Raw genomic sequence first — 23,099 nt, forward strand, 5'->3', positions numbered from 1 at the left:
GAGCCAGACAGTACCCGGGGAGGTTCCGCGGCAGGCAACGGATTCCTCTGTTCACCTGCTCGTAAGGATGCTTCGGCGGGGGCGGGCGGGTAAGAGTGATCCCAGGGAGCGGATCCCGTCTCTTCCCCGCTGGGGTATCCCTCCCTCCACAGCACGCCCCCTTCAAGCAGGAGAACTCCGGTGGCACACCAGGAACACAACGGGTCGGGTCGAAGCTCTGAGACGGGCCCCGGACCCGCGGCCGGGGAGCACGTCGAACCCGACCGCTCGGCGGGTGACCCGGAGGAGCACGATCCGCATGCCGCCGCGCCGGGGCCGACCGCGCCCGAGCCCTCGCCCCACGACCAGTGGTTCGGCGGCTTCGAGGGCGAGGCGCCTCCGCCGCCGCCCTACGCCAGGCTGCCCGAGGACACACCGCTGCTGGGCATGGGGCACCACACGCCGCCTCCGCCGGACGGGGCGGGCGGGGCGGAGGGGTTCGGCGGTGAGCCGGAGCGGTCGGCCTCCGCTGCTCCCGAGCCTTCGGGGCTTTCCGCCGTCCCCGAGCCGGAGGGACTGCCGGAGGGGCCCGAGCAGGAGGGGCCCGAGGCCGGTGTTCCTCCGGCCTCTTCCGGTGCTCCCGGGGTTTCCACCGGGACTCCTGAGGGCCCCGGCGCCCCCGGGCCTTCCGGAACGTCCGAGCCCCTGCTTCCCCCGCGGACCCCCGGGGTCTCCGGACCCTCGGAGTTCCTGGCGGGTTCGGAGGCCGCCGAGTCCGCCGCCGCTGCCGAGGCCGCCGACGACAACGGCGACGGCGAGGAGGAGGGCACGGTTCGCCTGGTGCCGGGAGCCGCGCGCAGACGCCCGCAGCGGCAGCGCCTCCAGCGCCCCACCCGTCCGGGCGAGGACCCGTTGGCGCCCCGCAGGCTGCGCCCCGACCCCGACGTGCCCGAACCGGAGCAGCTGCCTCCCCTGGAGAACGAGCGCGACGACGCACGCGGCGGACCGCGCACCACGGAGCCGGTTCCGACGGAGACGGGATCGGGTCCGCTCGCCTTTCAGGCACCCGGTTCGGGCCCCGTCCGGGGACCGGGAGACGGGGGACCGGGCACGGACTCCGAGCGCCGGACCGCGCGGGACACGGGGCTGGGCGCGTGGCTGGATGAGGACTCCGGGCCGTTCCGGACCGCGTCGCCGCCGGGCGAGCCCGCCCGTCCGGCGCCGTCCCGCACCCCCGAACCGCCGTCCGCGCTCACCGGGCCCCGGGCCGACCTCGCGCCGCCACCGCCGCCGCCCGCTCCCCCGGGTTCACCGGACCGGCGCCCCGAACAGGAACGGCAGACCTCAGACGCGCTCAACGCGGCCACCCTCGTGCGCAACCGGCGCCAGGGGCCCAGCGGCGGGTGGCGCCGTGCCGTGCACGCCGCCACCCTGGGTCTGGTCAACCCGGGGGAGTCGGCCAAGGTGCTGCGCCAGCGCGAACTGGTGGCCCGAGCGAGCACACCCGTGGCTGCCGGGCACCACCGGGTGGCCGTGCTCAGCCTCAAGGGAGGGGTGGGCAAGACGACCACCACGGTCGCCCTCGGCGCGACGCTGGCCTCCCTGCGCGGCGACCGGGTGCTCGCGGTGGACGCCAACCCCGACCGCGGCACGCTGTCGGACAAGGTGCGGCTGGAGACCGCGGCGACCATCCGCGACCTGCTCAACGAGCGCCATCTGGTGTCGCGCTACGCCGACATCCGCGGGTTCACCTCGCAGGCGCCCAGCCGACTGGAGATCCTGGCCTCCGACCGCGACCCGGCGGTCTCCGAGGCCTTCAGCGACGCCGACTACCGCGAGGTCGCCCGGATCGTCGAGCACTTCTACTCCATCTGCATCACCGACTGCGGCACCGGCCTGCTGCACTCGGCGATGCGCGGGGTGCTGGGGCTGGCCGACCAGGTCGTCCTGGTCAGCTCGGCGTCCGTGGACGGGGCCCGCAGCGCCAGCGCCACCCTGGACTGGCTGGAGGCGCACGGCCACGGCGGCCTCGTCCGCGACGCCGTGGTGGTGCTGTCGATGGTGCGTTCCGACAGCAAGAGCAGCGTGGACCTGAACCGGCTGGAGGAGCACTTCTCCGGCCGGTGCCGCGACGTGGTGCGGGTGCCCTGGGACGGGCACCTGGAGGAGGGCGCGGAGGTGGACCTCGAACGGCTCGCCCCCGCCACACGGGACGCCTACCTCCAGCTGGCCGCGTCGGTCGGGGAGGCGTTCGCCTGGCAGAGGTGATGCGGTCGCGGGCGGGGCACGGCGCGCGCGGCCCCTCCCCCGCCCCCGCCCTGGTTTTCCGGGGCCCGCTTCCGGACAGGGGAAGGGCGAGGGGGAAGGGGTTGGGGATGAACGCACAGGAACGCCCGCCCGCGGTCGTGGTCGGCGTGGACGGCACACCCGCCTCCCACGCCGCCCTGGTCTGGGCGACCGAGGAGGCGGCCAGGCGCGGCACACAGCTGCGGATCGTGCACGGCCTCGGGATGCCGGTGGTCATCGGCGCCTACGGGGCTGCCGGGCGCACGGCCGTCGAGGACCAGCGGGAGGCGGGGCACGACCTGCTCACCGCGGGCGCCGCGTACGCGCACCGGTCCCGGCCCGGCCTGGACGTGGCGACCGTCCTGGCGTCGGAGGACGCGCCCGCGGTCCTGCTCAACGACGCCCTGCCCGAGGACGTCGTCGTGGTGGGGTCACGGGGCCTGGGCGGGGTCCGGGCGATCATGCTGGGCTCGATCAGCGTGCGCGCCTCCTCCCACGCGCCCTGTCCCGTGGTGGTCGTTCCCAACCAGGAGAAGCCGCCGCCGCGGCGCGGCCGCGTCGTGGTGGGCGTGGACGGGTCCGAGTCCTCCCGCCGCGCGCTGCGCTTCGCCCTCCACGAGGCGCTGTCGAGCGGCTCGGAGGTCGTGGTGGTCAACAGCTGGGAGGTGCCGATGCCCGCGGACGCCGAGTCGCTGGCCGCCGATGCCCGGGCCCTGCACGAGGAGATGTTCGACCGCCAGTCGGAGGAGATCGTCGCGGGCCTGCTCACGGAGGTGGTCGACGAGCGGACCGAGCACCTGGAGATCAGTGCGATCAGGACGCAGGCCAACCCCGTGGACGCCCTTCTGGAGGCGGGCCGGGACGCGGACCTGCTGGTGGTGGGCTCGCGCGGACGCGGAGGCGTGCGGGGACTGGTGATGGGATCGGTCAGCCAGGGGGTGCTGCGGCACGCGCCGGTGCCCGTGGCCGTCCTGCCGCCGCTGGCGGAGGACGAGTGACCGGTGGAGGGGGAGTGACCGGAGGGAAGTGCGGACGAGCGAGGGGAGCGATCGGGGGAGAACGGCGGCCTGAGGGAAGTGGGCGGCCGGGGAGAGCAGGCGACCGATGCGGAACCGTGCCGTTCCCGGGGACGGCCGTCCTCCCCGGCGATGATGGACAGCGTTACCAAGGGGGGAACCATGCCAAGCAACGAGGAGCACTCGTCCAGGGTCGTGGTCGGCGTCGACGGCTCCGACCACTCCCGGGCGGCGCTGGAGTGGGCGGCCGCCGAGGCGGAGCGCAGGGGTGTGCCGCTGCGGGCCGTCCACGCGCTGGGAATGCCGCTGATCGTGTCGGCCGGCTCCGTACCCGCCCGTTTCGACCCCACCGCGGAGATCTCGGACCAGGCCGACGAGGTGCTCACCAAGGCCGCGGAGCACGTGCGCCGCGTCCGACCGTCGGTGACGGTGGAGACCGAGACCGCCCTGGAGGAGCCGCCGCTGGCGCTGCTGAGCCACAGCCGGACGCACGACGTGCTCGTGCTCGGCACGCGGGGCCTGGGCACGTTCGCGTCGGTGTTCGTGGGCTCGGTGAGCGTCCGCGTGGCCGCCCAGGCGGCCTGCCCGGTCGTGGTGGTGCCCTCGCACGGGGGCAGCCCCGCGACGACCTCGCTCGGCCGGGTCGTGGTCGGCGTGGACGGTTCCAGGAACGCCCGCCGGGCGCTGCGCCTGGCCGTGGACCTGGTGCGCAAGAGCGGCGGCGAACTCGTCGTGGTCAACAGCTGGGAGGTGCCCTACCCCTACGACCCGATCGCGATGACCTCCATGGGCTACGAGCCCCAGGAGAAGCTGTTCGACCGCAAGTCCGAGGAACTGGTGGGCGAGATGCTGCTCGACGTCACCGGCAGGCGGCGCGAGGACCTCGACTTCGACGTCAGCGTGGTGCGCACCCAGGACAGCCCGGTCAACGCGCTGATGGGAGCCGCCGAGGGAGCCGACGCGATCGTGGTGGGCTCCCGGGGCCGGGGGAGCGTGCGCGGACTGCTCCTGGGATCGGTCAGCCAGGGCGTGCTGCACCACTCCGAGATCCCGGTGGTGATCCTTCCGCACCACGCGGAGGAGGAGTAGCGAGTAGCCGGGGACACCCGTCCGGGCCGCGCCCACGGACGGGTTAGGCGTCCCTGGTGCCTCAGCCAGCTCAGCCAGCTCAGGAACTTCAGGCGCCTACTGCGGCGTACTCCAGGCAGAACGGGTGCCCGGCGGGGTCGGCGTAGACCCGGAACAGATCGCGGGGGTCGTCCTCGGCGACCGCGAGCCTGCGCGCCCCGAGCGCCAGCACGCGCTCCTCGGCCGCCTCGATGTCCTCCACCCAGACGTCGAGGTGCGCCTGCTGGGGCCGCTCGGGGTCCGGCCACGCCGGGGCCTTGTGGTCGGGCGCGTGCTGGAAGGCGAGCCGCGGCCAGTCCTCCCCGACCACCACCCAGTGCTCCTCGCGCTTGGTGACGGGGAGCCCGAGCAGCTCGGCGTAGAAGTCCGCGAGCGCGCCGGGGTCGGGGCAGTCCAGGGCGATGGTGTGCAGTCGTCCGATCATGGCTTGCACCTGCCCAGCCGCATCGGAACGATGCGGCGACATGTCGACACGTCACCAGGGCGGTCGCCCGAGATGACGGTGGCCGCATGCCCACCTCACCTCGATGACTCTGCGGTGGTCTCTTCACCCCGAACGAAGAGACCACGCCAGTTCCGTCTACCGCTCCCGGACGGTGGATCCGATACCGGGGTCGGTGCGTGTCAGACCCCGATCGCGTAGCCCTGCTAGCGCTTTCTGCGCGGTCGCTGAGGCCACCTGGAACTCATCCATGAGCTTGAGTACTGAGGGCACGCGGCTGCCCGGCGGGTACTCGCCCTCCCGGATGCGCCTCTCCAGTTCGTCCGCTATCTGCACCCACCTGGAGAAACCTTCGCGCCATTCCATCCTGATAGCCACATTCCGCCAGTTCGTGAGACTACTTTCGGAACGTGCCCCGCTGGGGCACGGTGAACACCAGCCCTTCCTCCACGAGTACCGCGATGGCACGTCGCACCGTGGAGCGGGCCAGGCCGTACTGCTGGGTCAGGTCCGTCTCACTGGCCATGCGGCGGCCGGGCTCCCAGTCCCCTCGCGCCATCCGCGCACGCAGGATGCCAGCGAGCTGCTTGTACTCCGTGAGCGGCGCTTCCGGGTCGATTTCTGCGTCAGGGTCGAACTCCATGGACACGAAGCTATTCGTGTCGAGTCAAGACCACTTCAATAGATACGTCTGGCGACGTATAGATACGAGGAGATACAAGAAGGTGCTATGAAGCTCCCGCACACAGCGGGGCCCCGCGACGCGCGCCAACGCGTCCGAGGCCGTGGTCAACGCTTTCTGGAGCGCCGACATGCACCACCTTATGGATCTGTTGCCCCTGTTTCTGCGAATGCTTCGTCCGGCGCAGGGCCTCCACGCGGCACCGCGCATCCTCGCCGGAGAACTGCGCGCCGAGGCCCGCAGGCGCCGCGCCTCCCGGGTGCGCCGCTACGCCGCCGATCCCGGCACGGTAGCGAGCGCACCGGCTTCCCCTCCGGTCCCCGCCCCGCGCCCGGCGCCCGACGACGCCCGGCGTACCCCGCTGCCTCCGGTCGAACCGCCGGAGGCCCTCGTACGCGGCTACTACCTGGCCCACGAGGCGCGGCGTCGGCCGGTGGGGGACCTTCTGGCGGGTCTGGGGGTGATTTCGTGAGTGTGCCGATTCCGCCGGACCGTCTCGGGCCCGCGCCCGGATCGGACACCGCCACGGACCTGTACGACACCCTGTCCGAGGCACTCCGGACGCGACCGCATCACGCCGGTGAGGCCTACGCGGCGCTGCACGAGGCTGATCGATTGCTGTCGCTGCTGGACGTCCACCTGCGCGCGGGCGGGCCGCTGCCCGAGCCGTGGCGCACGGCAGGCGGTCGCCGCGAAAGGTAGCGACCGGGACCTGCGAAGAACACCTGTGGTCGACGAAGGTTTCCCGACGAACTGGCAGATGGGATAGGGGCCCTCGGCTCCGCGGGGTTATGGGATACGAACCCACGAAACCCTGCTGTACCGAGGGCCTTAACCATCTGTCGACAAAACGACGAATCGGCTGGTGGGCGGGTGCGTGGACACGGTGGCGATCGTCATTCCGGCGACGACATGGCGGAGTGAGCCGCGCCCTCGCTGACGCGGTCGGCCTGCTGCCTGTGCACCCGCCGGTACCAACGGACGCTCGCGACGGCGGTACAGACCGCCGCTGCTCCCGTCAACCGGCTGAGCGAACAAGCCCCGGCCACGGTGCGCGCTCCCGGCCCGTCTGACGTGAGTGCTGCCGCTGCGGTGCCGTCTACGGCTCAGGCCAGAACTGCGCCAGGTACTGCTCGCGACCTTCGAGGTCGCGCTTGGCGGCGGCGAAGCCCGATCCGCGTATGTCGTCGAACCTGTCGAAGAGAGCCATGTAGGCCTCGCTGACCAGGCGGCGGTTGCGGTGCGCGATCCGAATCCGGTAGCGGCCCGGTGCGGGGAGGGTGAGCAGGTTGTGCTGTGCTCCGTACGTCAGCTCGCTGACGCCGATCACGCCGCTCGGAAGGGTGACGGCTGTGGTGTGGTCAGCCTCCCACTCCGCGCCCAAGGTGGGAGGTTCAGATCGCCAGGACTCCAGGTCGAGGCGGACGCGGAGGTTGGTCTGGAAGCTGCGGAGGAACACGGAGCGCTCACCGACGCTGAAGTCGTCGTGTCCGGGCAAGGGAGCATCCGGCTCATCCTGAGCGCAGTCGATGATCTGGAAGATTCCGTAATCGGGGTAGACGAGGGCGTAACGCGTGCATAGAAGGCGACTCACAGCGCTCTTCCGTCCCTGTAGGAGGCATGGGACACCGAGAGTAGGTTCTGCTGCCGTCAGAACGCCTTGTGGGCCATGGCTACGTACGCGCCCGGCCCCCGCACCGTCTGTTTCCGCTCCCACGACGCCCGGCCCGGCCCCAAGCCCGGAAATGCCGAGGACCGGTGGGCCCGAGCCATGTCATGGCCCAGACCCATCGGCCTCGGTCACTGCGGAGGGTGTGGGATTTGAACCCACGAAGTCCCGTTGTGCCGAGGGGCCCTGACGACCTGTCGACAAACCGACGAATGGTTCCGTGACCTGCGCAGATGTTCCGAGGGCTTCCCAGTGCTTCCGGAGCCTTCTCGGAGTCATGTGCGATGAATGTGCGATGCAGTGGAGCGTGCTCCTGCGGTCCTGGCGGGCGCAGACGTTCGTTCCTTGGGGCTCGGTCGGCGTAGCGTGCGTGGGCTGAGCCGTGTTCATTTTGCTCGCCTCAACCACGACTACAGCAACCATCTGGAACTAAGTACCACGGTTTCGGGCCGAGGTGCCCGTCAGCGCTGGAGTCGGTCCCCCAAGACGGTCGTAACCCGCTGACGGGTGCCTCGGGACAGGTGAGCACATCCGTCCGTTTCGGGACCAAAAGCCCTGACATACACGCAGGTCATAGGGCACGATGGCTTCATTCGGTCGGTTCTGGCCCCCGCTCTGTCGGGCCCGTCTGAGAGAAGTCATGTGGTCTGCAGCCTATGGGCGCGCTCGGGACCGGGCGGCAGCCCGCAGCCCGAGCGGCGGCCGAAGGCCGCTGCGACGGCGCTTGCGCCGTCGCCTTGATCCCATACAGCCAAATTCGGCAGAGGCGCTATGAAGGCTCAAAAAATAGGAATACCTTGAATGTCTTTCGATCAAAGTTTCTCTTCGCGAAATATGCGCCGGGTCTGGGAGCTGCAAACAAGGAAAGGTATTAACCTCGCTGATTTTTTTGGGGAAGTGAAAAAGAAGCAATACCTGCTTCGTGAATATCGCAAGCAGATCCTAGATGGAAAGAAGAAGGGGAAGTACTCCAGTGAGCAAGTAAAAAAGGCTTATAAGTGGATCGCCGAGCAAAAGTCTGATCTGGATAAGGAGATCAACAAGGCTTTGGAGCAGACAAGTGAAAAGTTGGCATCCCTCCTAACGAGCCAGACTTTTGCTTGGGGTTTAAGGTACGAGGGGGACAGGGAGGGTCGACCTCTCTATGGGATAGAGCGCACCCCTGAGGTTTATTTTGCTGACAAGCAGTTGCAGAGGAACGTTTCTTCTGCAACTGCTAGTCAGCAAAATTCTCGGAGTTCAGCCATATCAGGGCTCGCACAGGCATTGAACAATGATATGCCCAAGATGGTAGTGCGAACAGATATCAGATCTTTCTATGAAAGCATAAGTCATGATCTACTGTTCGATTCTATGTCGAGATCTAGTCTAAGTTCAACATCGCGCTACCTGGTGGAGGGGCTGATTAATGAATATGCTCAGATAACTGGAAGGGATGTTGGCCTTCCAATGGGGGTGGGGGTCAGCTCCCAGTTGAGCGAGTTATTTATCAGTCAGATAGACCCGCTATTCAAAGTTCAAGAGAATGTCATCTACTATGCTCGCTATGTGGATGACATAGTCCTAGTGTTGGGGCGTGATGCTAATGAAAAGATTGTAGAGCCCGCAGAGCTGCGAGGTATGAAAAGCGTACTCTCTGAGATGAATCTGTCGATTAGCGAGAACAAGACAGGATGGACCTCATTTCCTACCGCTGGGAAGTCGACAGTCGATTTTTTGGGTTACACAATTTCCAAAGAGCAAAAAAAGGGACTGAAGATATGCCTCTCTGCTCGCCGGGAGAGACTAATCTTGGAGCGTTTGAACAGATCTTTCTCCGCATGGGAAAAATATGGACCAGACAACCATGGCAGAAGGCGTTTGTTGATTGACAGGATCAAGTTCTTGACCGGAAACACTCGCCTGGTAAACAATAAGAGGAATGCTATGGTTGGCATCTATTTCTCCAACCCGCATCTAACTGACTTTGAGGCATTGGAGCGCTTGGATAAGCACTTGCGTAGCTGCATGCAGCAGTACAACCTTCCTCCCGATTTGCGCCAAAAGATTGAGCATATGTCCTTTGAGAAAGGCTTTAAAGAGCGCCTATTCAATAGGTTTAGTCGGAAGCAGCTGAAAGAAATGAAGGGGGCATGGAATGCCTAGAAAGAAGATCAAGGTCCACAAGGGTGACTCACGGGTGTTGCTCAGCGACGTACTTCCTTATGAGTTGCCGCCGAGCTACAACAACCTGGGGATGTACCGATTCTTTAACGAGTGCAAAATCCAATATAGGGAAGACGGAATATACGCCAAGAAAATAGATTTTTCTACTGATGTGTACCTGTCAATTGTCCTTGGGCGAGTAGTGAAATTTCCTCCAGATTCTCGCGTTGGCTGCTTTTATAGGGTCACTAGTGCCAAAGATGCACGGGCGGGGACTATCCCATTCCTCTTTACCGTCCGCCATAGAGATAAAGGCTTTCGGACTCTTGCTGTTCCTCATCCGGCTGCGCAGTTGGAAATAGTAGATTTCTATAGTAGATTTTCAGAGATGATTCTATATCACACATCAAAAAGCCAGTTTTCTTTGAGGCATCCGTCTAAGATTGCTCGGTATAGCATGGTGCGTGATGTCCTTTTCGATGATGATCGCGGAGGGGAGGATCTAGTTGAGAATGATCGCAAAGAGTACGAGTGGCTCCGCTCCTACTTTTCATATAGAAGGTACACCAATGTTTATTATTTTTATGATTCAAAAGAATACCGCGAACTTGAGCGCAGGTTTGGTTACTTAGTCAAAGCGGACATAGCAAAATGTTTCGATAGTATATATACTCATTCTATTGAGTGGGCGACTCACGGAAGGCGGCTTGCCAAGAACAATTTGGGAAGAAAGTCTAGCGGGAGCTTTGGGAGCGAATTTGATGGGTTGATGCAGCGTCTCAACTATAATGAGACTAGCGGAATAACTATCGGCTCTGAGGTATCTCGTATATTTTCCGAGATAATTCTTCAGGCTATTGATGTGGAGCTTAGGCGAAAGCTCTCTTCATTGGGCATGGAATCCGGATATGACTATAGGATCTTGCGCTATGTGGATGACTATTTTATTTTCATGGCGGATCCGAAAAAGCGCCTAGTGATCTTGGAGCAATTGTCCAGATGCCTTCGTGCTTACAAGCTTCATTTGAACACCTCCAAAGAAGAGGGGAAATCAACTCCCTGGCTCTCTCCGTTGAGCGTTGCAAAGCATCAAGTGAATGAACTAATCCAACGGGGTGCTGCAATATTTTTGGAGGACAGTGGTGTATCTTCAGTGCCTCGGGCCTTTGCGAAAGCCAACCAGCTGGTAACACTGTATAAGGGTGTATTGATAGATACGGGCGTTGAGCATTATGACCTTGCTAACTACACCCTGGCGCGATGCGAGCGGGCGATCGAAAAAGTTGTCAAGCGCACAAAAAATATCCTTAGGAAGAAAGATATAGCGTACTCTCATGCGGTGGAAGTTTCCAGGTCTGCTACAGTCACGGTATTGAATTTTCTTGAGTTTATGTTTTTCGCTTATTCGGGTGCCCCCAGGATGAGCCCAACAGTCAAGTTGGCGCGTGCTATAAGCCTTGTCCTCCGCTATTCAAGGCTTAAAGGGGTGCCAAAACATGACAAGGAAGAGATTGAGGTCTTTTTTCGTGAAGAGCTGACAGCACAACTAAGGAGGGTTAGTCAGACACAAACACCGGATGCTGTTACAGCTACACTAGTTGATTGCTTTACTGATCTCGGTACAGATTTTTTGCTGCCAGAAAATGAGCTATCTAGATTTTTTGGTTTTCTTGAAGACGGAGGAGGCGAGATTGCTTACCCGGATGAAATGAATTCTATAATCCTCTTCAGTATTCTATTGCATATCCGCGATGCGGAGGGTTATGAATTTTTGCGCAAGGCTTGCGAAAAATGGATATGGGATATTCAAGCTAGGGGCCCAAGGGATGGAGAGTTGGCCATTGTGAATCTAAATATTATATCGTGTCCCTATGTTCCGGATTCTCTCAAGGCTGGGATTCTGGGGAGTTATAATATTTTCGACCGCGGCGTAGTCGGGAATATCATTTCTCAAGGCAAAGGGTGGAATGTTTCTTGGCGAGACTTTGACCTCTACTCGACGCTTCAGCGTAAGCGGATGCATGATGTATACTGAAGGTGCGCCCGAGCATCCCTCTAAGGGGCACACACCAGCGCGTAGCGGAAGGCTCGGTAGACCGCTGTTTCGGCGGGGAATCGCCAGATTCCCCGCCGGGGCGAAAATTCATCAGGCGGATCCATGGTGCTGGGTTTCTGGTCATGTTCACAGGCTGGCCTACCATGTAGAGGTCAGCTGCACGCCGTTATGTGTTCGGACATGCGGAGCTGCAGGGCTGTGTGCGTCGAGCAGTCGAATCGCGTAGGCCTCTGACATACGGTCTGATGCCTGTGCGGAAGTGATCCATTCGACGGCTGCGGACTCTGAGGTTATTAGCTCTACACCGCCGGATGGCTTGCATCGGAAGACGAGGGCGACGATTCCGCGGGCCATGTTCTTGTAGACGCCCGTGAGCTGTTCCACCTCGACGCGGATGCCGGTCTCCTCCAGGACCTCGCGGACGACTCCCTCCTGCGGGGTCTCGTCCAACTCCAGCACGCCGCCCGGTGGCTCCCAGTTGCCGTTGTCCCTGCGCTTGATCACCAGCATCCGCCCGTCCTCGCGGATGACGGCCCCCGCTACGGACACGGAGTGCAGCGGCGTTGACGGCTTGTCTCCGGTGCTGTTACTCATGTGCAGGAGCATAGGAGGAACAGAAGGACTATGGCGAGCACTGTAGGGGCGAGGTCCGCGAAGCCCCGGTACCTCCAGATCGCGGACGACATCGAAGAGCAGATCAGAGGCGGGCGGTTGGCTCCCGCTGAGGAGATCCCGAGTGAGACCGCGCTGATGGAGCGCTACGGCGTCTCCTCGGGCACGGTCCGCAAGGCCGTGGCCCAGCTCCGCACGACCGGCTTGGTGGAGACCTACCAGGGCAAGGGCTCCTTCGTGAAGTCCCGGCCCCCGGTCACCCGCAAGTCCTCCGACCGCTTCCGGCGCTCACACCGCCGTGCGGGCAAGGCGGCCTACATCGCCGAGACCGAACAGGCCGGGGTCAAGCCCACAGTCCAGGTCCTCTCCATCGGACCCGTACCCGCTCCCGCCGAGATCGCTGAGCGCCTGGGCGTGGACGAGGGCGACAAGGTGCTTGCCCGCCGCCGCCTCTACTTCAGCGACGGCACCCCCACAGAGGAAGCGACTTCCTATCTCCCGTGGGACGTGGCGCGGGACATCCCCGAACTCTTCGAGGAGAACCCCGGCGGCGGTGGCATCTACGCCCGGCTGGAGGAGCACGGGCACGAGTTCACCGAGTACACCGAGACCGTGCGGGCGCGCCTGGCCACCAAGCAGGAGGCGAGCGCACTGAGCCTGAGTCCCGGCTCCGCGATCATCCATCTGACGCGCAACGCCGTGACGACGGTCGGCCGTGTGGTGGAGGTGTGCGACACGATCATGGCCGCCGACCAGTTCGTGCTCGACTACCGCATCCCCGCCACGGACTGAGGCACCCGCTCCCTGCCTCCTCGGGCAAGCTTCTGTGCTCCACAGGGTTGACTCATGTACATGAGTGAGGCAACCTAATCTCACAACCCATATACATGAGTGCATGTGAAGGGCTCATGTATAGGGGAAGTTCTGTAGTCCGTTGGTGTGAGCGGCGCACTGGCCACCTGGCGAAGCGGCGCGGCCACCCGTCCCCCTGGAGCGTGCTTGGTGGATGCCGCCGTCTCTGAACCGAAGCGGTGCAGGTCCTGTCGTGGACGCGGACGCAAAACCGTCCGCTCTCGGCGCTTGGTAGTGCTGCGCTCCTCGACCACACGGGAACCGGCGACACGCGTCGTGGCGTGCACCGCGTGCCGGGGGACCGGTACGGACTCCTGACACACAAGGGCGGAGAACGCTCCTGCCGGATGGCTACCGGCCACCGGAGCAACCGCCTACAGACAACTGACCCCCGCGACGCGGTGGAAGGCGTCCGGGGGCGCGGCCAACCTGAGGAAAGCAGGCTGACGTGAGCGACCTTATCGCCCTGATTCGGGCTTGGGTGACTCTGATTCGACCGAAACGACACGGCAGGCACCACCGCACCGGCCCCCGGGCCTACTACCTGCCCGCACCCGCGCGGGTGGAGCTGTGGCCCGCGCCGGACCCCATCGTGATGGACACGGGCGACCCCCGCGCCTACTCCCTCCAACGCGGCCCCTACGCCCACCTGGAGCACCGGCGTCGCGCGCAGCGGGCCGAACGGGACCGGCGGGGGATCGACCTGCTGGTGCAGATCGCGCGTTCGACTCCCGCCCTCGACGACATGGCCGAGTTGCGTGACCTGGTGCGCACGGCCATCGCGGTCGGGGCGGTGCGGCGATGACCACCGAACCCTCCACTCCGATCGCCGACCGGGAGACCCTGACCGCCTGGGCGCGGGAACAGGGCGTGCGGGTGCGGATCTCCTCCGAGGACTGGAACTCCATCACCTACGAAGCCCTCTCCACCGGCCCGGACGGAACCCCTCTGGTGGAGCGGTACCGGTGCGTGCTGCCCGCGTCCCTGGCGCTGCGACGTCTGCGGCTGAGCTACGTCGTCGGGCTCTGCCACGACGCGGGCGGGGCGGCGTGCAACCATGTCCGCCGGGTCGTGCCTCCGGTGCTCTCGGCCTCCGAGTCGGCCGCCCGGCATGACGTGGCGCTGGTCGCTGCCGCGCTGGTGGAGTCCGAGCGCCGGGCGGTGTGCGGAGCGACGGTGGACAACCTGACCGTGTACACCGTGCAGCGCGCCCAGGACTGGCAACCCTTCTGAGGGTCCTTCCCACGGCGCTTCTCCGACCCCCGCGTGCCCTGATGTCTCTTCGAGACCACGGGGCCCAGGGCACGCGGGATCCTTCTTCGCGGCGACGTGCACGCCTGGGGTGTGCTTCCCGCCGTGTCCTCTGACCAGTAGTGGGGGTTCATATGTGCCCCCACCTGCTGACAGAGACGACCGAGAACAGTAAGCTACTCGACCATACGAGTACTAGAGTCACCAGGTGGACATCATGTCGAGTCTGGAGTTCGCTCCGCCCAAGTACGTACAGATCGTGCGGGCGATCCAAGAGCGCATCGAGGACGGTACCTATCCGGTGGGGGAGATGCTTCCCTCCGAATCAAGGATGGTGCGCGAGTTCGGGGCCGGGCGCTCCACGGTGGTGCGGGCCCTGCAGATCCTGAGCATGCAGGGGTGGATCGACCGCGAACACGGACGCGGGTCCTTCGTGCGCGGCGTCCCGCAACAGGGCTCCGAACGCTCCCACGCGGGGGCCAGCGCCTTCGACGCCTCCGAGGAGGCCAAGCACAACCGCATCCTGACCGCCGGACGCGCCCCGGCCTCCGCTGCCGTGGCCGAGGCGATCGGTGTGCCCGAGGGCTCCCCGGCGATCATGCGTCAACGCCTAGTCCTGGACGAGGGCGAACCGAGTGAGCTGGTCACCCTGTGGTTCCCCCTGGACGTGGCCGAGGGCACCGACCTGGGCGAGACGCAGCCGATCAGCATCGGCGCACGCGAACATGTGCAGATGGTCAAGCAGCTCCGGCCCTCCAAGGTCGTCGAACGGCTCTGCGCACGCCTGGCCACCAGCGTTGAGCGCGAACCCCTGGGGCTGGACGAGGGCACTCCGGTCCTGGGTATCACCGCGCGGATACTCGATGCCTCCGGGGATGTGATCGCGGTCGCTGAGGTGGTGCTCCCCGGTGACCTGCACGAACTGGAGGACTCCTACCCGGCCGTGTAGACGCGGTTCCAAGACCGGCCACATATCCACTTGTCCGGACGAGTGTGGCCGGTTATTCTTAGGCTCCACTCGACCGATCAAGTAATTGAGTGAACATCGCGTGGAAGGTTGATCAGATGGCTATTCAGGGTGCGTTGCCGGTGGCGTTCGGCACGGTGTTCCCCCACGGTGCGTTCGCGCTGGGGGTGGAAGCGATCACCGACTTCGAGACCAAGCGCCCCCAACTCGACAAGGACACGGGCCTGCCGCTGTGGGCGGTGGACGTGATCGACGCCGATCCCGAAGCGCGGGGCAAGGCCAAGTCGGTGAAGGTCAAGGTCGCCGCCGAGGTGTGCCCGACCCTGCCGGACGAGGTCCCGGGGTTGCCGTTCCGGCCGATCGAGTTCGAGTCCATGGCGGTCATGCCCTACGTCGACGATTCCGGTCGTCGTCCCCGGGTGGCGTACTCGCTGCGCGCCCGTGGCGTGAAGGCTCCCGGCGGTGCCGCTGGCGGTCGCCGTGCCCCGGTTGCGAAGGATGCCGCCTGACCCCCATGTAAGCGGGGCGGCCTGGTGCTCCAACACCTGGGCCGCCCCTGAATCCCTCCTGCGACTGCGAAATCTCAGAAGAGGTGTCTTCAGTATGTCCGATTACCCCCGTGACCTGTCCGGCCTGAGCGGCCCGGAACTGGTCCGTCTGCTGCTGGACGCGACCAACCCCCCGCCTGCTACCGACACCGAACGTGCGGAGTTCTTCGACTTCAAGGCCCGGGTGTTCGCCACCCTGGCCGATCGTGAGGAGAACCCCACCGCCGCGACCTTCGCCGCCCGTGCTCGCGCTGACCGTGACCGGCTCCTGGCCCAGATCGAGAACGAGAACGGCGGCGGCCAGCGATGATGCGCCAACCCAAGATCGGTTCCGCTCAGTCCTCCCCGACCCTGCCCACCCCCGCCCAGGGGGTGCGGTGGACGACCCCGATTGTGGAAACCCCGGGCATCGTCGTCCTGGCCTCCTGGATCTGGCGGCTGGTCCGCTTCCTTCTCACCCTGCCTTTCCGGTTCCCGGTCATGGTCGCCTGCCTGACCGTCTCGGCGGGGGCTTGGTGGTGGTTCGACTGGCCCGGTCTCGCCTGCCTGTGGGGCGTGGCTGCGGTGGTGTCCCTCATCTGGTGGCGGACCTGGCCCGGCTCCTACCGGACCTGCGTCACCCTGCGTCTGCTGGCGTGGTGGCGGCACCTGTTCGTGTACAAGAGGCACTGGCAGCCGGTGTTGGTGATCTCCGGGCTGGCCGAGTCCTACCAGGAACGCCGCTACCTGCCCCGCATCCGCCGTGTGCGGTGCAACTCCTGGGCCGACTACGTCCGGGTGTCCCTGGTCGCGGGCACCTCTCCGGCCGACTTTGAGTACCGCGTGGCCGAGCTGGCGCACGGGTTCGCCGCCCCCTCATGCCGTGTGGTGGTCAACGGCCCCCGGGACATCACGTTGGAGTTCCCCCGACGCGACACCTTGGCCGAACCCCTGGACGCCCTTCCGGTTCCGGACTCCTCGGACCTGGACGCGCTTCCGGTCGGACAGCGCGAGGACGGCTCGCCGTGGCTGCTGCGGTTGCACGGAACCCACGTGCTCGTGGTCGGGGTGACCGGGGCCGGCAAGGGATCGGTGATCTGGTCCACCATCCGCGCCATGCTCCCCGCCCTAGCCGACGGCACCGCGCAGGTGTGGGCGATCGACCCCAAGCGCATGGAACTGGCCTACGGCCGCGACCTGTTCGCCCACTACGCCGACACCGGCGAATCCGCGGTGGCACTCCTCGAACGCGCGGTGGCCTCGATGCAGGAGCGGGCCGAACGCTACGCGGGCAAACAGCGCTCCCACATCCCGACCACCGCTGACCCGTTCGTGGTCGTGCTCCTGGACGAGGTCGCCTTTCTGACCGCCTACCACCCCGACCGGGACATCCGGCGGCGGGCGGAGAACGCCATTGCCACCCTGACCTCACAGGGACGTTCGGTCGGCTTCGCGGTCCTGGCGGCGTTGCAGGACCCCCGCAAGGAGGTCATGAACCTGCGCAACCTCTTCCCCGACAAGGTCGCACTCCGGCTGGACGAGGCATCCCAGGTGGACATGGTCCTCGGCGAAGGCGCGAGGGAACGCGGCGCGGAAGCCCACCTGATCGACCCCGCTCTTCCCGGGGTGGCCTACGTCCGCTTGGAGGGCTCCCCGACCCCGGTGCGGGTGCGGGCCGCCTACGTCTCGGACAAGGACATCACCGCCATGGCCGAGGGCTATGGCTTGGGCTCTTCGTCAGTGGAAGAGGTGGCCTGATGCCTGCGGAACCGACTTCGTTTCGACCAGTAGAGGGCCAGGGCGAGTACGAGGTTGAACGATCCCATCCCAACCGCAGACCACTGGAGGAAAGGGACCAGAAAATCGAAGACGGCTCCAGCGGTGCCGAACATGATCAGCCCAACACCGACAATCAGGCACTCCAGCGGCGTTCGTGTGTTCATCAGGTGGGGGTCTCCCGCTCTGCGGTAGTGGGGGTGGGCTGATGCCGACGCCTACCGGTAAGTCCACCCGGGCCGAACGCCTCGCGCAACCGCTCGCCCGTGAGGTGGCCGAACAGGTCGCCGCCGACCACGGCGTGTGTATCCGCCCGGTGTCCCTTCGACGCACGAACCTCGCCACCGGTGCCACGGAAGTGATCGACGTCCCCTGCGGGTCCACGCTGGAATCCCGCTGCCCCGCCTGCGCCAAGCGCAAGAGGTCACTGCGGCGCACCCAGTGTGAAGAGGGCTGGCACCTGGCCGCCGAACCCGTGGTGGAGGCTGACCCGCCCACCGACCAGCAACGGGCCTGGGTGGAACAGCGGGCGATGGTCACCGCTGAGCGGGACCGCCTCGCCGCCACGGGATCGGCCTCGGCCGAGGAACTGTCCGCGCTGGATGCGGCGATCGCGGACCTGGACGAGGAGATCACCGCCTCCGGCCTACGCGGCTCCGTCACCCACTCCGGCGACTCCTCGGGCTCCTCGGGGTTGCGTCGGGTGCGCTCGACCAAGCGCCGTCAGGACGTGCCCGACCTGCCCAAGCGACCCATGACGAGGAAGACGGTCGGGCGGGCCTTCACCGACCCGGCCTCGGGGAAGGTGTTTCGGCCCTCGCTGTTCATCACCCTGACGTTGGACTCCTACGGTCGGGTGCGCTCGGACGGAACCCCCGTCGATCCATCGACGTACGACTACCGGCGTGCGGCCCGGGACACCCTGCACTTCTCCAAGCTGGTGGATCGGTTCGTGCAGAACCTGCGACGGGTGGCGGGGTTCGATGTCCAGTACTTCGCGGCCGTGGAACCCCAACGCCGCCTGGCTCCGCATCTGCACATGGCCACGCGCGGCACGATTCCCCGGGCGGAGCTGCGCCAGATCGCTGCTGCGACCTACCACCAGGTGTGGTGGCCTGCCGCTGACACGGTCCGCTTCGAGGGTGACCACCTGCCCGAGTGGGACGAGGACAACAACACCTACCTCGACCCGACCACCGGGGAAGTCCTGCCCACCTGGGATGAGGCGCTGGACACCCTGGACGACGACCCGGACGCCGAACCCTTCCACGTGGTCCGCTTCGGCCGACAGGTGGACGCCAAGGGCGTGGTCGCGGGCTCGGAGGATGCCGCCCGGTGTGTGCGCTACCTGGCCAAGTACCTGACCAAGGACATCGCCGACTGCCATGCGGCCGAAACGGTCCGGCAGGAACAGCACGTGGACCGGCTCCTCGATGCCCTGCGCTTCGAGCCGTGTTCGCCCCGGTGCTCCAACTGGCTGCGCTACGGCATCCAGCCGGACGAGGCCAAACCGGGACAGCGCCCCGGGTTCTGCCGGTCCAAGGCTCATCGCCGCGAACACCTGGGCTACGCGGGCCGCCGCGTCCTGGTCTCGCGCAAGTGGTCCGGCAAGACCCTGGCCGATCACAAGGCGGACCGGCTCGCCTGGGTCCTCAACGCCCTCGGAATTAACGGCGTTAATAGCGACCCCGCCAACGAGGACCAGGCGGACGAGGACAACCCGCGTCCCCCGGTGCTGGCCTCGGTCTCCTCGGGCTCCTTCGAATGGGAGTTGGCCAGACCCACCGACCCCGACGTGGCCCCTCGGGAGCAACGCCTTCTCCGCGCGGTGGGCGAAGCACTCAAACGCCGCGCGCAGCTCGACGCGGCACGGCGGAACGATCTTTCGGCAATCCACGGAAGCAGGACGGCATGAGTGCGACGACGGCGATCCCGGCCGTTCCGGAACAGCGTCGGGACCACGGCCTGTGGTCGGTGAAGGACACGGCCTCCTTCCTGCGCGTTCCGCCCAAGACGCTCTACGAGTGGCGCTACAGGGGTGACGGTCCGCCCTCCCACCGCGTCGGCCGGTATGTGCGCTACGTGCCCGCCGAGGTCCACGCCTGGGTCCTGGCCCAGTAACCCACGGAAAGGAGACACCCCCATGGCTCGCGCGTGGGTCTACGACCGCACCAAGGACAGGGCGTATACGGAGGCGGTGAGCAAGGCCAAGGCGTCCAAGCGCACTCCGCCCGGCCGGTGGTGGGTCCGCTACTACGACCCCTCCGGGAAGATCAAGAGCGGCGGCGTCTTCCAGAAGAAGCCGGACGCGGAGAAGAAGCGGACCGAGATCGAGAACAGCCTTCACGAGGGCTCCTACCGCAACCCCCACGACGCCAAGGTCACCGTGGCGGAGATGGCCGAGAAGTGGCTCATCACCCGCACGGACATCAAACGGTCCACGTGGTGGCAGTACCGGGCGGTCCTGGACAACCACGTGTTGCCGCGCTGGGGGGACCTGCGCCTCTCGGCAGTCCACGCCGAGGACGTGGCCGTGTGGGTGGCCCACCTCCAGAAGCCCCGGGACGAGGGCGGTAGCAACCTGGGGGCCTCCCAGACCCGGCACGCGCACGTCGTGCTGTCGATGGTCCTGGGCTGGTGCGTCCCCCGGCGCATCCCCTTCAACCCGGCCAAGGGCGTACCGCTGCCCAAGCCCAGCGAGGCCGAACACGTCTACCTCGACCACGCCCAGGTGGAGGCGCTGGCCGACGCCTCCCTGACGCTGCGCACCAAGTACGGGCAGGAACTCGCGTCGGCCAGGGTGAGCCGGGTGCTCGTCCTGCTCCTGGCCTACACCGGTATGCGGTGGAGTGAGGCCGCCGCGCTGCGCGTGGGACGGGTGGACCTGGACCGGCGGCGGGTCCGGGTCGTCGTGACCTTCGCCGAGGTGGACGGCAGGCTCGTCGAACAGCCTCCGAAGAACGGCAGGTTCCGGACTGTGCCCGTTCCCCGGTCCCTCGTCCCCGAACTGCGGTCCTTCGTGGAGGGACGTCCGGTTGACGCGCTGGTCTTCACCACCAGGCGGGGCGCTCCGCTGCGCATCCGGAACTGGCGCAACCGTGAGTTCGCCCTGGCGGTGAGGGCGGCCGGGCTCGACGGCATGGGGCTGACCCCCCACAAGCTCCGGCACACCGCCGCGTCCCTCGCCATCGCGGCCGGTGCGGACGTGAAGGTCGTGCAGGCGATGCTCGGCCACAAGACGGCGACCATGACCCTGGACCGGTACGGGCACCTGTTCCCGGACCGCCTGGACGAGGTGGCCGACGCGATGGACGCCGCCCGTCGGCGGGTCCTCGCCGCCTGACCGGTGAACGGCGAAGGCCGGTGGCTACCCGGGCCGTGTGCGATGAATGTGCTACGGGCCCGGACCACCGGCCTTCGCCGTGTTCCGTGGAAGCCTCCCACCTGGGGAGACTCCCTGATTCTGCGGAGGGTGTGGGATTTGAACCCACGAAGTCCCGTCAAGGACTTGGTGCTTTTCAAGAGCACTGCACTCGGCCGCTATGCGAACCCTCCCCGCGGAGAGCGAATCTCCGCCACGTCATGGTAGCCCACGCCCCTCCGCCCGCGCGGCCCGCCCGGGGACACGTTCGCGTCCACCGGTCCCCGGGGGGTGGCGCACATAGGTTACTCGAAAGTAACATGAGCGCCATGGCACACATGAACCCCGAGACGGCGGATGCGGTCAAGGTCGGCTTCCTGGCCGCGGTCCCCTTCGTCCGGACCCTCGGCCTGACCTTCACCGAGCTGGACCACGGGCGCGCCGTCATGCGCCTGCCCGACAACGCCGACCACCACAACCACGTCGGCGGCCCCCACGCGGGCGCCATGTTCACCCTGGCCGAGTCCGCCTCCGGCGCCATCATCATCGGCACCTTCGGCGACCAGCTCGACCGCGCCGTACCCCTGCCGACCACCTCCACGATCGACTTCCTGAAGATCGCGACGGGCGACCTGACCGCCGAGGCCGTCCTGGGCCGCCCGCGCGAGGAGATCATCGCCGAGCTGGACGAGGGCAGGCGCCCCGAGTTCCCCATCAACGTCGAGCTGCGCACCGAGGACGGCACCGTCACCGGTCGCATGAGCATCACCTGGACCCTGCGCCCCAACCGCAAGTAGCGCCACTGGAGCCACAACCGTCACGTTCCCGGCCGGGCCCGCTCGCGCTCAGCGCCCGGCCGGAACCCGCGCCGGTGTCGGCCCCGTCCGATTCCCGGGCCCCGCCCTCCGCGAGCCGTGCCCGGTCAGCGCCTCGCAGCTCCTTCTCCCAGGTCGGAACCCGCGCACGGTTCCCTTCAAGGGGAGGCGGGCTGTCGGTGCCACTGGGTACGTTGTCGGCAACGACAGCGCTACGAGGAGGCCTCACCGTGAAACTTCGAGTGGACCGCGACGCGTTCGCCGAGGCGGTCGCCTGGACGGCCCGGGCCCTCCCCACACGGCCCGCCGTCCCGGTGCTCTCGGGTATCCGCATGGAGCTCTCCCCGGACGGCGCCTCCCTGCACCTGTCGGGGTTCGACTACGAGGTCTCCACCCGCGCCTCGGTGGACGTCCTCTCCGAGGAGTCCGGCGCCGCCCTCGTCCCCGGCCGCCTCCTGGCCGAGATCGTGCGCAACCTGCCCTCCGGTTCGGTGCACATCGACAGCGACGGCCCCAAGCTGCGCATCGTCGGCGGCGCCGCGCGCTTCACCCTCATCACCATGCCGCTGGAGGACTACCCCACCCTGCCCGGCATGCCCGGACGCATCGGCTCCGTCGCCGCGGACGCCTTCGCGGCGGCCGTGCGCCAGGTGGCCCCGGCGGCCAGCCGCGACGACACCCTGCCCATGCTCACCGGCGCCTACCTCGACTTCAGCGGCGACACCCTGAGCCTGGTCGCCACCGACCGCTACCGCATCGCCGTGCGCGAACTGTGGTGGAGCCCCGAGGACCAGGGCCTGGACGCGGCCGCCCTGGTGCCCGCGCGCACGCTGAGCGACACCGTGCGCGGTCTGCTCACCAAGTCCAACGTGGACATCGCCCTGTCCACGGCCAGCGGCGGCGAGGGCGTCAGCCTCTCCCCGGGCGAGGGCATGATCGGCTTCGAGAACGGCGAGCGCCGCACCACCACCCGGCTGATCGACAGCGATTTCGTCAAGTACGCCGCCTGGTTCCCCAAGGAGTTCTCCGCGCGCGCCGAGGTGGCCGTGACGCCCCTGGCGGAGGCGGTCAAGCGCGTGGCGCTGGTCGCCGACCGCAACACCCCGCTGCGGCTGGCCTTCTCCGAGGGTGAGGTCGTGCTGGAGGCGGGGTCGGGAGAGGACGCCCAGGCCGTGGAGGCGATCGAGGTCGGCTACGAGGGCGAGCCCCTGCGGCTGGCCTTCCGTCCCGACTACCTCATGGACGGGCTGGCGGGCGTGGAGACCGACACCGCCCACCTCAACTTCACCGAGCCGACCAAACCCGCCGTGTTCACCGACGTGCCGGTCAAGGAGGGGGAGAGCCCCACCTTCCGCTATCTGGTTCAGCCTTTGCGGGTGTCCTGATAAGAGGTTATGGACCCATTCTCAACCGGGCCGCCACCTTATCCACAGAGTTATCCACAGGAGGCCGTTCTTCCTGTGGATAACCCCGGGTAATCGTCCCCAGGAGCACCCGAACCGCCCCGATTGAACTCTCGCATTTCCCCTCTGACA

Annotated in this window: 24 protein-coding genes and 1 tRNA gene; 19 read left to right on the plus strand and 6 right to left on the minus strand. The window is 66.4% G+C overall.

What is annotated here, in order from left to right:
* The first annotated feature begins 180 nt into the window (after positions 1-180).
* From PV789_RS00435 to PV789_RS00445, 3 genes are all read left to right on the plus strand, one after another.
* Positions 181-2,247, plus strand: coding sequence for a MinD/ParA family ATP-binding protein (locus PV789_RS00435; protein ID WP_274975652.1), 2,067 nt, complete (start codon positions 181-183; stop codon positions 2,245-2,247).
* A 107-nt stretch (positions 2,248-2,354) separates the two neighbouring features.
* Positions 2,355-3,263: a universal stress protein gene (locus PV789_RS00440; RefSeq protein ID WP_274975653.1), complete on the plus strand. Its 909-nt coding sequence runs from the start codon at positions 2,355-2,357 to the stop codon at positions 3,261-3,263.
* Positions 3,264-3,443: 180 nt separating this feature from the next.
* Positions 3,444-4,370 (plus strand): universal stress protein, encoded by a 927-nt coding sequence (locus PV789_RS00445; RefSeq protein ID WP_274975654.1) that lies wholly within the window; start codon positions 3,444-3,446, stop codon positions 4,368-4,370.
* 88 nt (positions 4,371-4,458) lie between these two features.
* Here PV789_RS00445 and PV789_RS00450 read toward each other — a convergent pair whose 3' ends face one another.
* The 3 genes from PV789_RS00450 to PV789_RS00455 form a co-directional block, all read right to left on the minus strand.
* Positions 4,459-4,833, minus strand: coding sequence for a VOC family protein (locus PV789_RS00450; protein ID WP_274975655.1), 375 nt, complete (start codon positions 4,831-4,833; stop codon positions 4,459-4,461).
* 156 nt (positions 4,834-4,989) lie between these two features.
* Entirely contained in the window at positions 4,990-5,217 is a 228-nt protein-coding gene (locus PV789_RS29780) for a GntR family transcriptional regulator (protein ID WP_368045808.1), read from the minus strand.
* 31 nt (positions 5,218-5,248) lie between these two features.
* On the minus strand, positions 5,249-5,494 hold the full coding sequence (locus PV789_RS00455) for a winged helix-turn-helix domain-containing protein (RefSeq protein ID WP_274975656.1): 246 nt from the start codon (positions 5,492-5,494) through the stop codon (positions 5,249-5,251).
* Positions 5,495-5,702: 208 nt separating this feature from the next.
* On the opposite strand from PV789_RS00455, the gene PV789_RS00460 reads away from it, so the two are divergent.
* Positions 5,703-6,005: a hypothetical protein gene (locus tag PV789_RS00460; protein WP_274975657.1), complete on the plus strand. Its 303-nt coding sequence runs from the start codon at positions 5,703-5,705 to the stop codon at positions 6,003-6,005.
* A complete protein-coding gene (locus PV789_RS00465; protein WP_274975658.1) occupies positions 6,002-6,235 on the plus strand; it encodes a hypothetical protein in 234 nt (77 codons plus the stop codon). Before PV789_RS00460 ends, PV789_RS00465 begins: the two co-directional genes overlap by 4 nt.
* A 397-nt stretch (positions 6,236-6,632) precedes the next feature.
* Here PV789_RS00465 and PV789_RS00470 read toward each other — a convergent pair whose 3' ends face one another.
* Positions 6,633-7,127 (minus strand): hypothetical protein, encoded by a 495-nt coding sequence (locus tag PV789_RS00470; protein ID WP_274975659.1) that lies wholly within the window; start codon positions 7,125-7,127, stop codon positions 6,633-6,635.
* Positions 7,128-8,003: 876 nt separating this feature from the next.
* Here PV789_RS00470 and drt3a point away from each other — a divergent pair.
* Together drt3a and drt3b are read left to right on the plus strand one after the other, a co-directional pair.
* Positions 8,004-9,347: an antiviral reverse transcriptase Drt3a gene (drt3a, locus tag PV789_RS00475; RefSeq protein WP_274975660.1), complete on the plus strand. Its 1,344-nt coding sequence runs from the start codon at positions 8,004-8,006 to the stop codon at positions 9,345-9,347.
* Positions 9,340-11,382, plus strand: coding sequence for an antiviral reverse transcriptase Drt3b (gene drt3b, locus PV789_RS00480; protein ID WP_274975661.1), 2,043 nt, complete (start codon positions 9,340-9,342; stop codon positions 11,380-11,382). Before drt3a ends, drt3b begins: the two co-directional genes overlap by 8 nt.
* Before the next feature lie 159 nt (positions 11,383-11,541).
* Here the strand turns inward: drt3b and PV789_RS00485 are convergent, their stop codons facing one another.
* The gene (locus PV789_RS00485) at positions 11,542-11,997 is read right to left on the minus strand and encodes an NUDIX hydrolase (protein ID WP_274975662.1); all 456 of its coding nucleotides are present in this window, start codon (positions 11,995-11,997) and stop codon (positions 11,542-11,544) included.
* 30 nt (positions 11,998-12,027) lie between these two features.
* Here PV789_RS00485 and PV789_RS00490 point away from each other — a divergent pair, with 30 nt between their 5' ends.
* The 10 genes from PV789_RS00490 to PV789_RS00535 all read left to right on the plus strand — a co-directional run bounded on the left by PV789_RS00490 (position 12,028) and on the right by PV789_RS00535 (position 20,731).
* Positions 12,028-12,807, plus strand: coding sequence for a GntR family transcriptional regulator (locus tag PV789_RS00490; RefSeq protein WP_274975663.1), 780 nt, complete (start codon positions 12,028-12,030; stop codon positions 12,805-12,807).
* A 541-nt stretch (positions 12,808-13,348) separates the two neighbouring features.
* Positions 13,349-13,672: a hypothetical protein gene (locus PV789_RS00495; protein WP_274975664.1), complete on the plus strand. Its 324-nt coding sequence runs from the start codon at positions 13,349-13,351 to the stop codon at positions 13,670-13,672.
* Positions 13,669-14,100: a hypothetical protein gene (locus tag PV789_RS00500; RefSeq protein WP_274975665.1), complete on the plus strand. Its 432-nt coding sequence runs from the start codon at positions 13,669-13,671 to the stop codon at positions 14,098-14,100. The genes PV789_RS00495 and PV789_RS00500 overlap by 4 nt, the downstream gene beginning before the upstream one ends.
* Positions 14,101-14,326: 226 nt before the next feature.
* Positions 14,327-15,067, plus strand: coding sequence for a GntR family transcriptional regulator (locus PV789_RS00505; protein ID WP_274975666.1), 741 nt, complete (start codon positions 14,327-14,329; stop codon positions 15,065-15,067).
* A gap of 116 nt (positions 15,068-15,183) precedes the next feature.
* Complete coding sequence (locus PV789_RS00510) at positions 15,184-15,594, plus strand: plasmid replication, integration and excision activator (RefSeq protein ID WP_274978007.1); 411 nt, start codon at positions 15,184-15,186, stop codon at positions 15,592-15,594.
* Between the two features lie 94 nt (positions 15,595-15,688).
* A complete protein-coding gene (locus PV789_RS00515) occupies positions 15,689-15,943 on the plus strand; it encodes a hypothetical protein (RefSeq protein ID WP_274975667.1) in 255 nt (84 codons plus the stop codon).
* Positions 15,940-17,370 (plus strand): FtsK/SpoIIIE domain-containing protein, encoded by a 1,431-nt coding sequence (locus PV789_RS00520; RefSeq protein WP_274975668.1) that lies wholly within the window; start codon positions 15,940-15,942, stop codon positions 17,368-17,370. The genes PV789_RS00515 and PV789_RS00520 overlap by 4 nt, the downstream gene beginning before the upstream one ends.
* Before the next feature lie 226 nt (positions 17,371-17,596).
* Positions 17,597-19,303, plus strand: a complete 1,707-nt coding sequence (locus PV789_RS00525) for a replication initiator (protein ID WP_274975669.1) — start codon at positions 17,597-17,599, stop codon at positions 19,301-19,303.
* Positions 19,300-19,509, plus strand: coding sequence for a helix-turn-helix transcriptional regulator (locus PV789_RS00530; RefSeq protein WP_017568422.1), 210 nt, complete (start codon positions 19,300-19,302; stop codon positions 19,507-19,509). Before PV789_RS00525 ends, PV789_RS00530 begins: the two co-directional genes overlap by 4 nt.
* 22 nt (positions 19,510-19,531) lie before the next feature.
* Positions 19,532-20,731, plus strand: coding sequence for a tyrosine-type recombinase/integrase (locus PV789_RS00535; protein WP_274975670.1), 1,200 nt, complete (start codon positions 19,532-19,534; stop codon positions 20,729-20,731).
* Positions 20,732-20,854: 123 nt separating this feature from the next.
* On the opposite strand, the gene PV789_RS00540 is transcribed toward PV789_RS00535, so the two are convergent.
* A tRNA-Ser gene (locus PV789_RS00540) sits at positions 20,855-20,943 on the minus strand.
* Positions 20,944-21,087: 144 nt separating this feature from the next.
* Between PV789_RS00540 and PV789_RS00545 the strand changes: the two genes are divergently transcribed.
* Entirely contained in the window at positions 21,088-21,546 is a 459-nt protein-coding gene (locus PV789_RS00545) for a hotdog fold domain-containing protein (protein WP_274978008.1), read from the plus strand.
* Between the two features lie 260 nt (positions 21,547-21,806).
* A complete protein-coding gene (dnaN, locus tag PV789_RS00550; protein ID WP_274978009.1) occupies positions 21,807-22,949 on the plus strand; it encodes a DNA polymerase III subunit beta in 1,143 nt (380 codons plus the stop codon).
* Positions 22,950-23,099 lie beyond the last annotated feature (150 nt).

The sequence above is a fragment of the Nocardiopsis camelliae genome (assembly GCF_028993595.1).
Taxonomy (GTDB): Bacteria; Actinomycetota; Actinomycetes; order Streptosporangiales; family Streptosporangiaceae; genus Nocardiopsis; species Nocardiopsis dassonvillei.

Coding starts and splice junctions, on each gene's coding strand:
- PV789_RS00510 (WP_274978007.1), top strand. CDS start 15,184: ATGGCTATTCAGGGTGCGTTGCCGGTGGCGTTCGGCACGGTGTTCCCC.
- PV789_RS00485 (WP_274975662.1), bottom strand. CDS start 11,997: ATGAGTAACAGCACCGGAGACAAGCCGTCAACGCCGCTGCACTCCGTG.
- drt3b (WP_274975661.1), top strand. CDS start 9,340: ATGCCTAGAAAGAAGATCAAGGTCCACAAGGGTGACTCACGGGTGTTG.
- PV789_RS00460 (WP_274975657.1), top strand. CDS start 5,703: ATGCTTCGTCCGGCGCAGGGCCTCCACGCGGCACCGCGCATCCTCGCC.
- PV789_RS00545 (WP_274978008.1), top strand. CDS start 21,088: ATGAACCCCGAGACGGCGGATGCGGTCAAGGTCGGCTTCCTGGCCGCG.
- PV789_RS00490 (WP_274975663.1), top strand. CDS start 12,028: ATGGCGAGCACTGTAGGGGCGAGGTCCGCGAAGCCCCGGTACCTCCAG.
- PV789_RS00530 (WP_017568422.1), top strand. CDS start 19,300: ATGAGTGCGACGACGGCGATCCCGGCCGTTCCGGAACAGCGTCGGGAC.
- PV789_RS00445 (WP_274975654.1), top strand. CDS start 3,444: ATGCCAAGCAACGAGGAGCACTCGTCCAGGGTCGTGGTCGGCGTCGAC.
- PV789_RS00535 (WP_274975670.1), top strand. CDS start 19,532: ATGGCTCGCGCGTGGGTCTACGACCGCACCAAGGACAGGGCGTATACG.
- PV789_RS00525 (WP_274975669.1), top strand. CDS start 17,597: ATGCCGACGCCTACCGGTAAGTCCACCCGGGCCGAACGCCTCGCGCAA.
- PV789_RS29780 (WP_368045808.1), bottom strand. CDS start 5,217: ATGGAATGGCGCGAAGGTTTCTCCAGGTGGGTGCAGATAGCGGACGAA.
- PV789_RS00455 (WP_274975656.1), bottom strand. CDS start 5,494: ATGGAGTTCGACCCTGACGCAGAAATCGACCCGGAAGCGCCGCTCACG.
- drt3a (WP_274975660.1), top strand. CDS start 8,004: ATGTCTTTCGATCAAAGTTTCTCTTCGCGAAATATGCGCCGGGTCTGG.
- PV789_RS00515 (WP_274975667.1), top strand. CDS start 15,689: ATGTCCGATTACCCCCGTGACCTGTCCGGCCTGAGCGGCCCGGAACTG.
- PV789_RS00500 (WP_274975665.1), top strand. CDS start 13,669: ATGACCACCGAACCCTCCACTCCGATCGCCGACCGGGAGACCCTGACC.
- PV789_RS00450 (WP_274975655.1), bottom strand. CDS start 4,833: ATGATCGGACGACTGCACACCATCGCCCTGGACTGCCCCGACCCCGGC.
- PV789_RS00520 (WP_274975668.1), top strand. CDS start 15,940: ATGATGCGCCAACCCAAGATCGGTTCCGCTCAGTCCTCCCCGACCCTG.
- PV789_RS00440 (WP_274975653.1), top strand. CDS start 2,355: ATGAACGCACAGGAACGCCCGCCCGCGGTCGTGGTCGGCGTGGACGGC.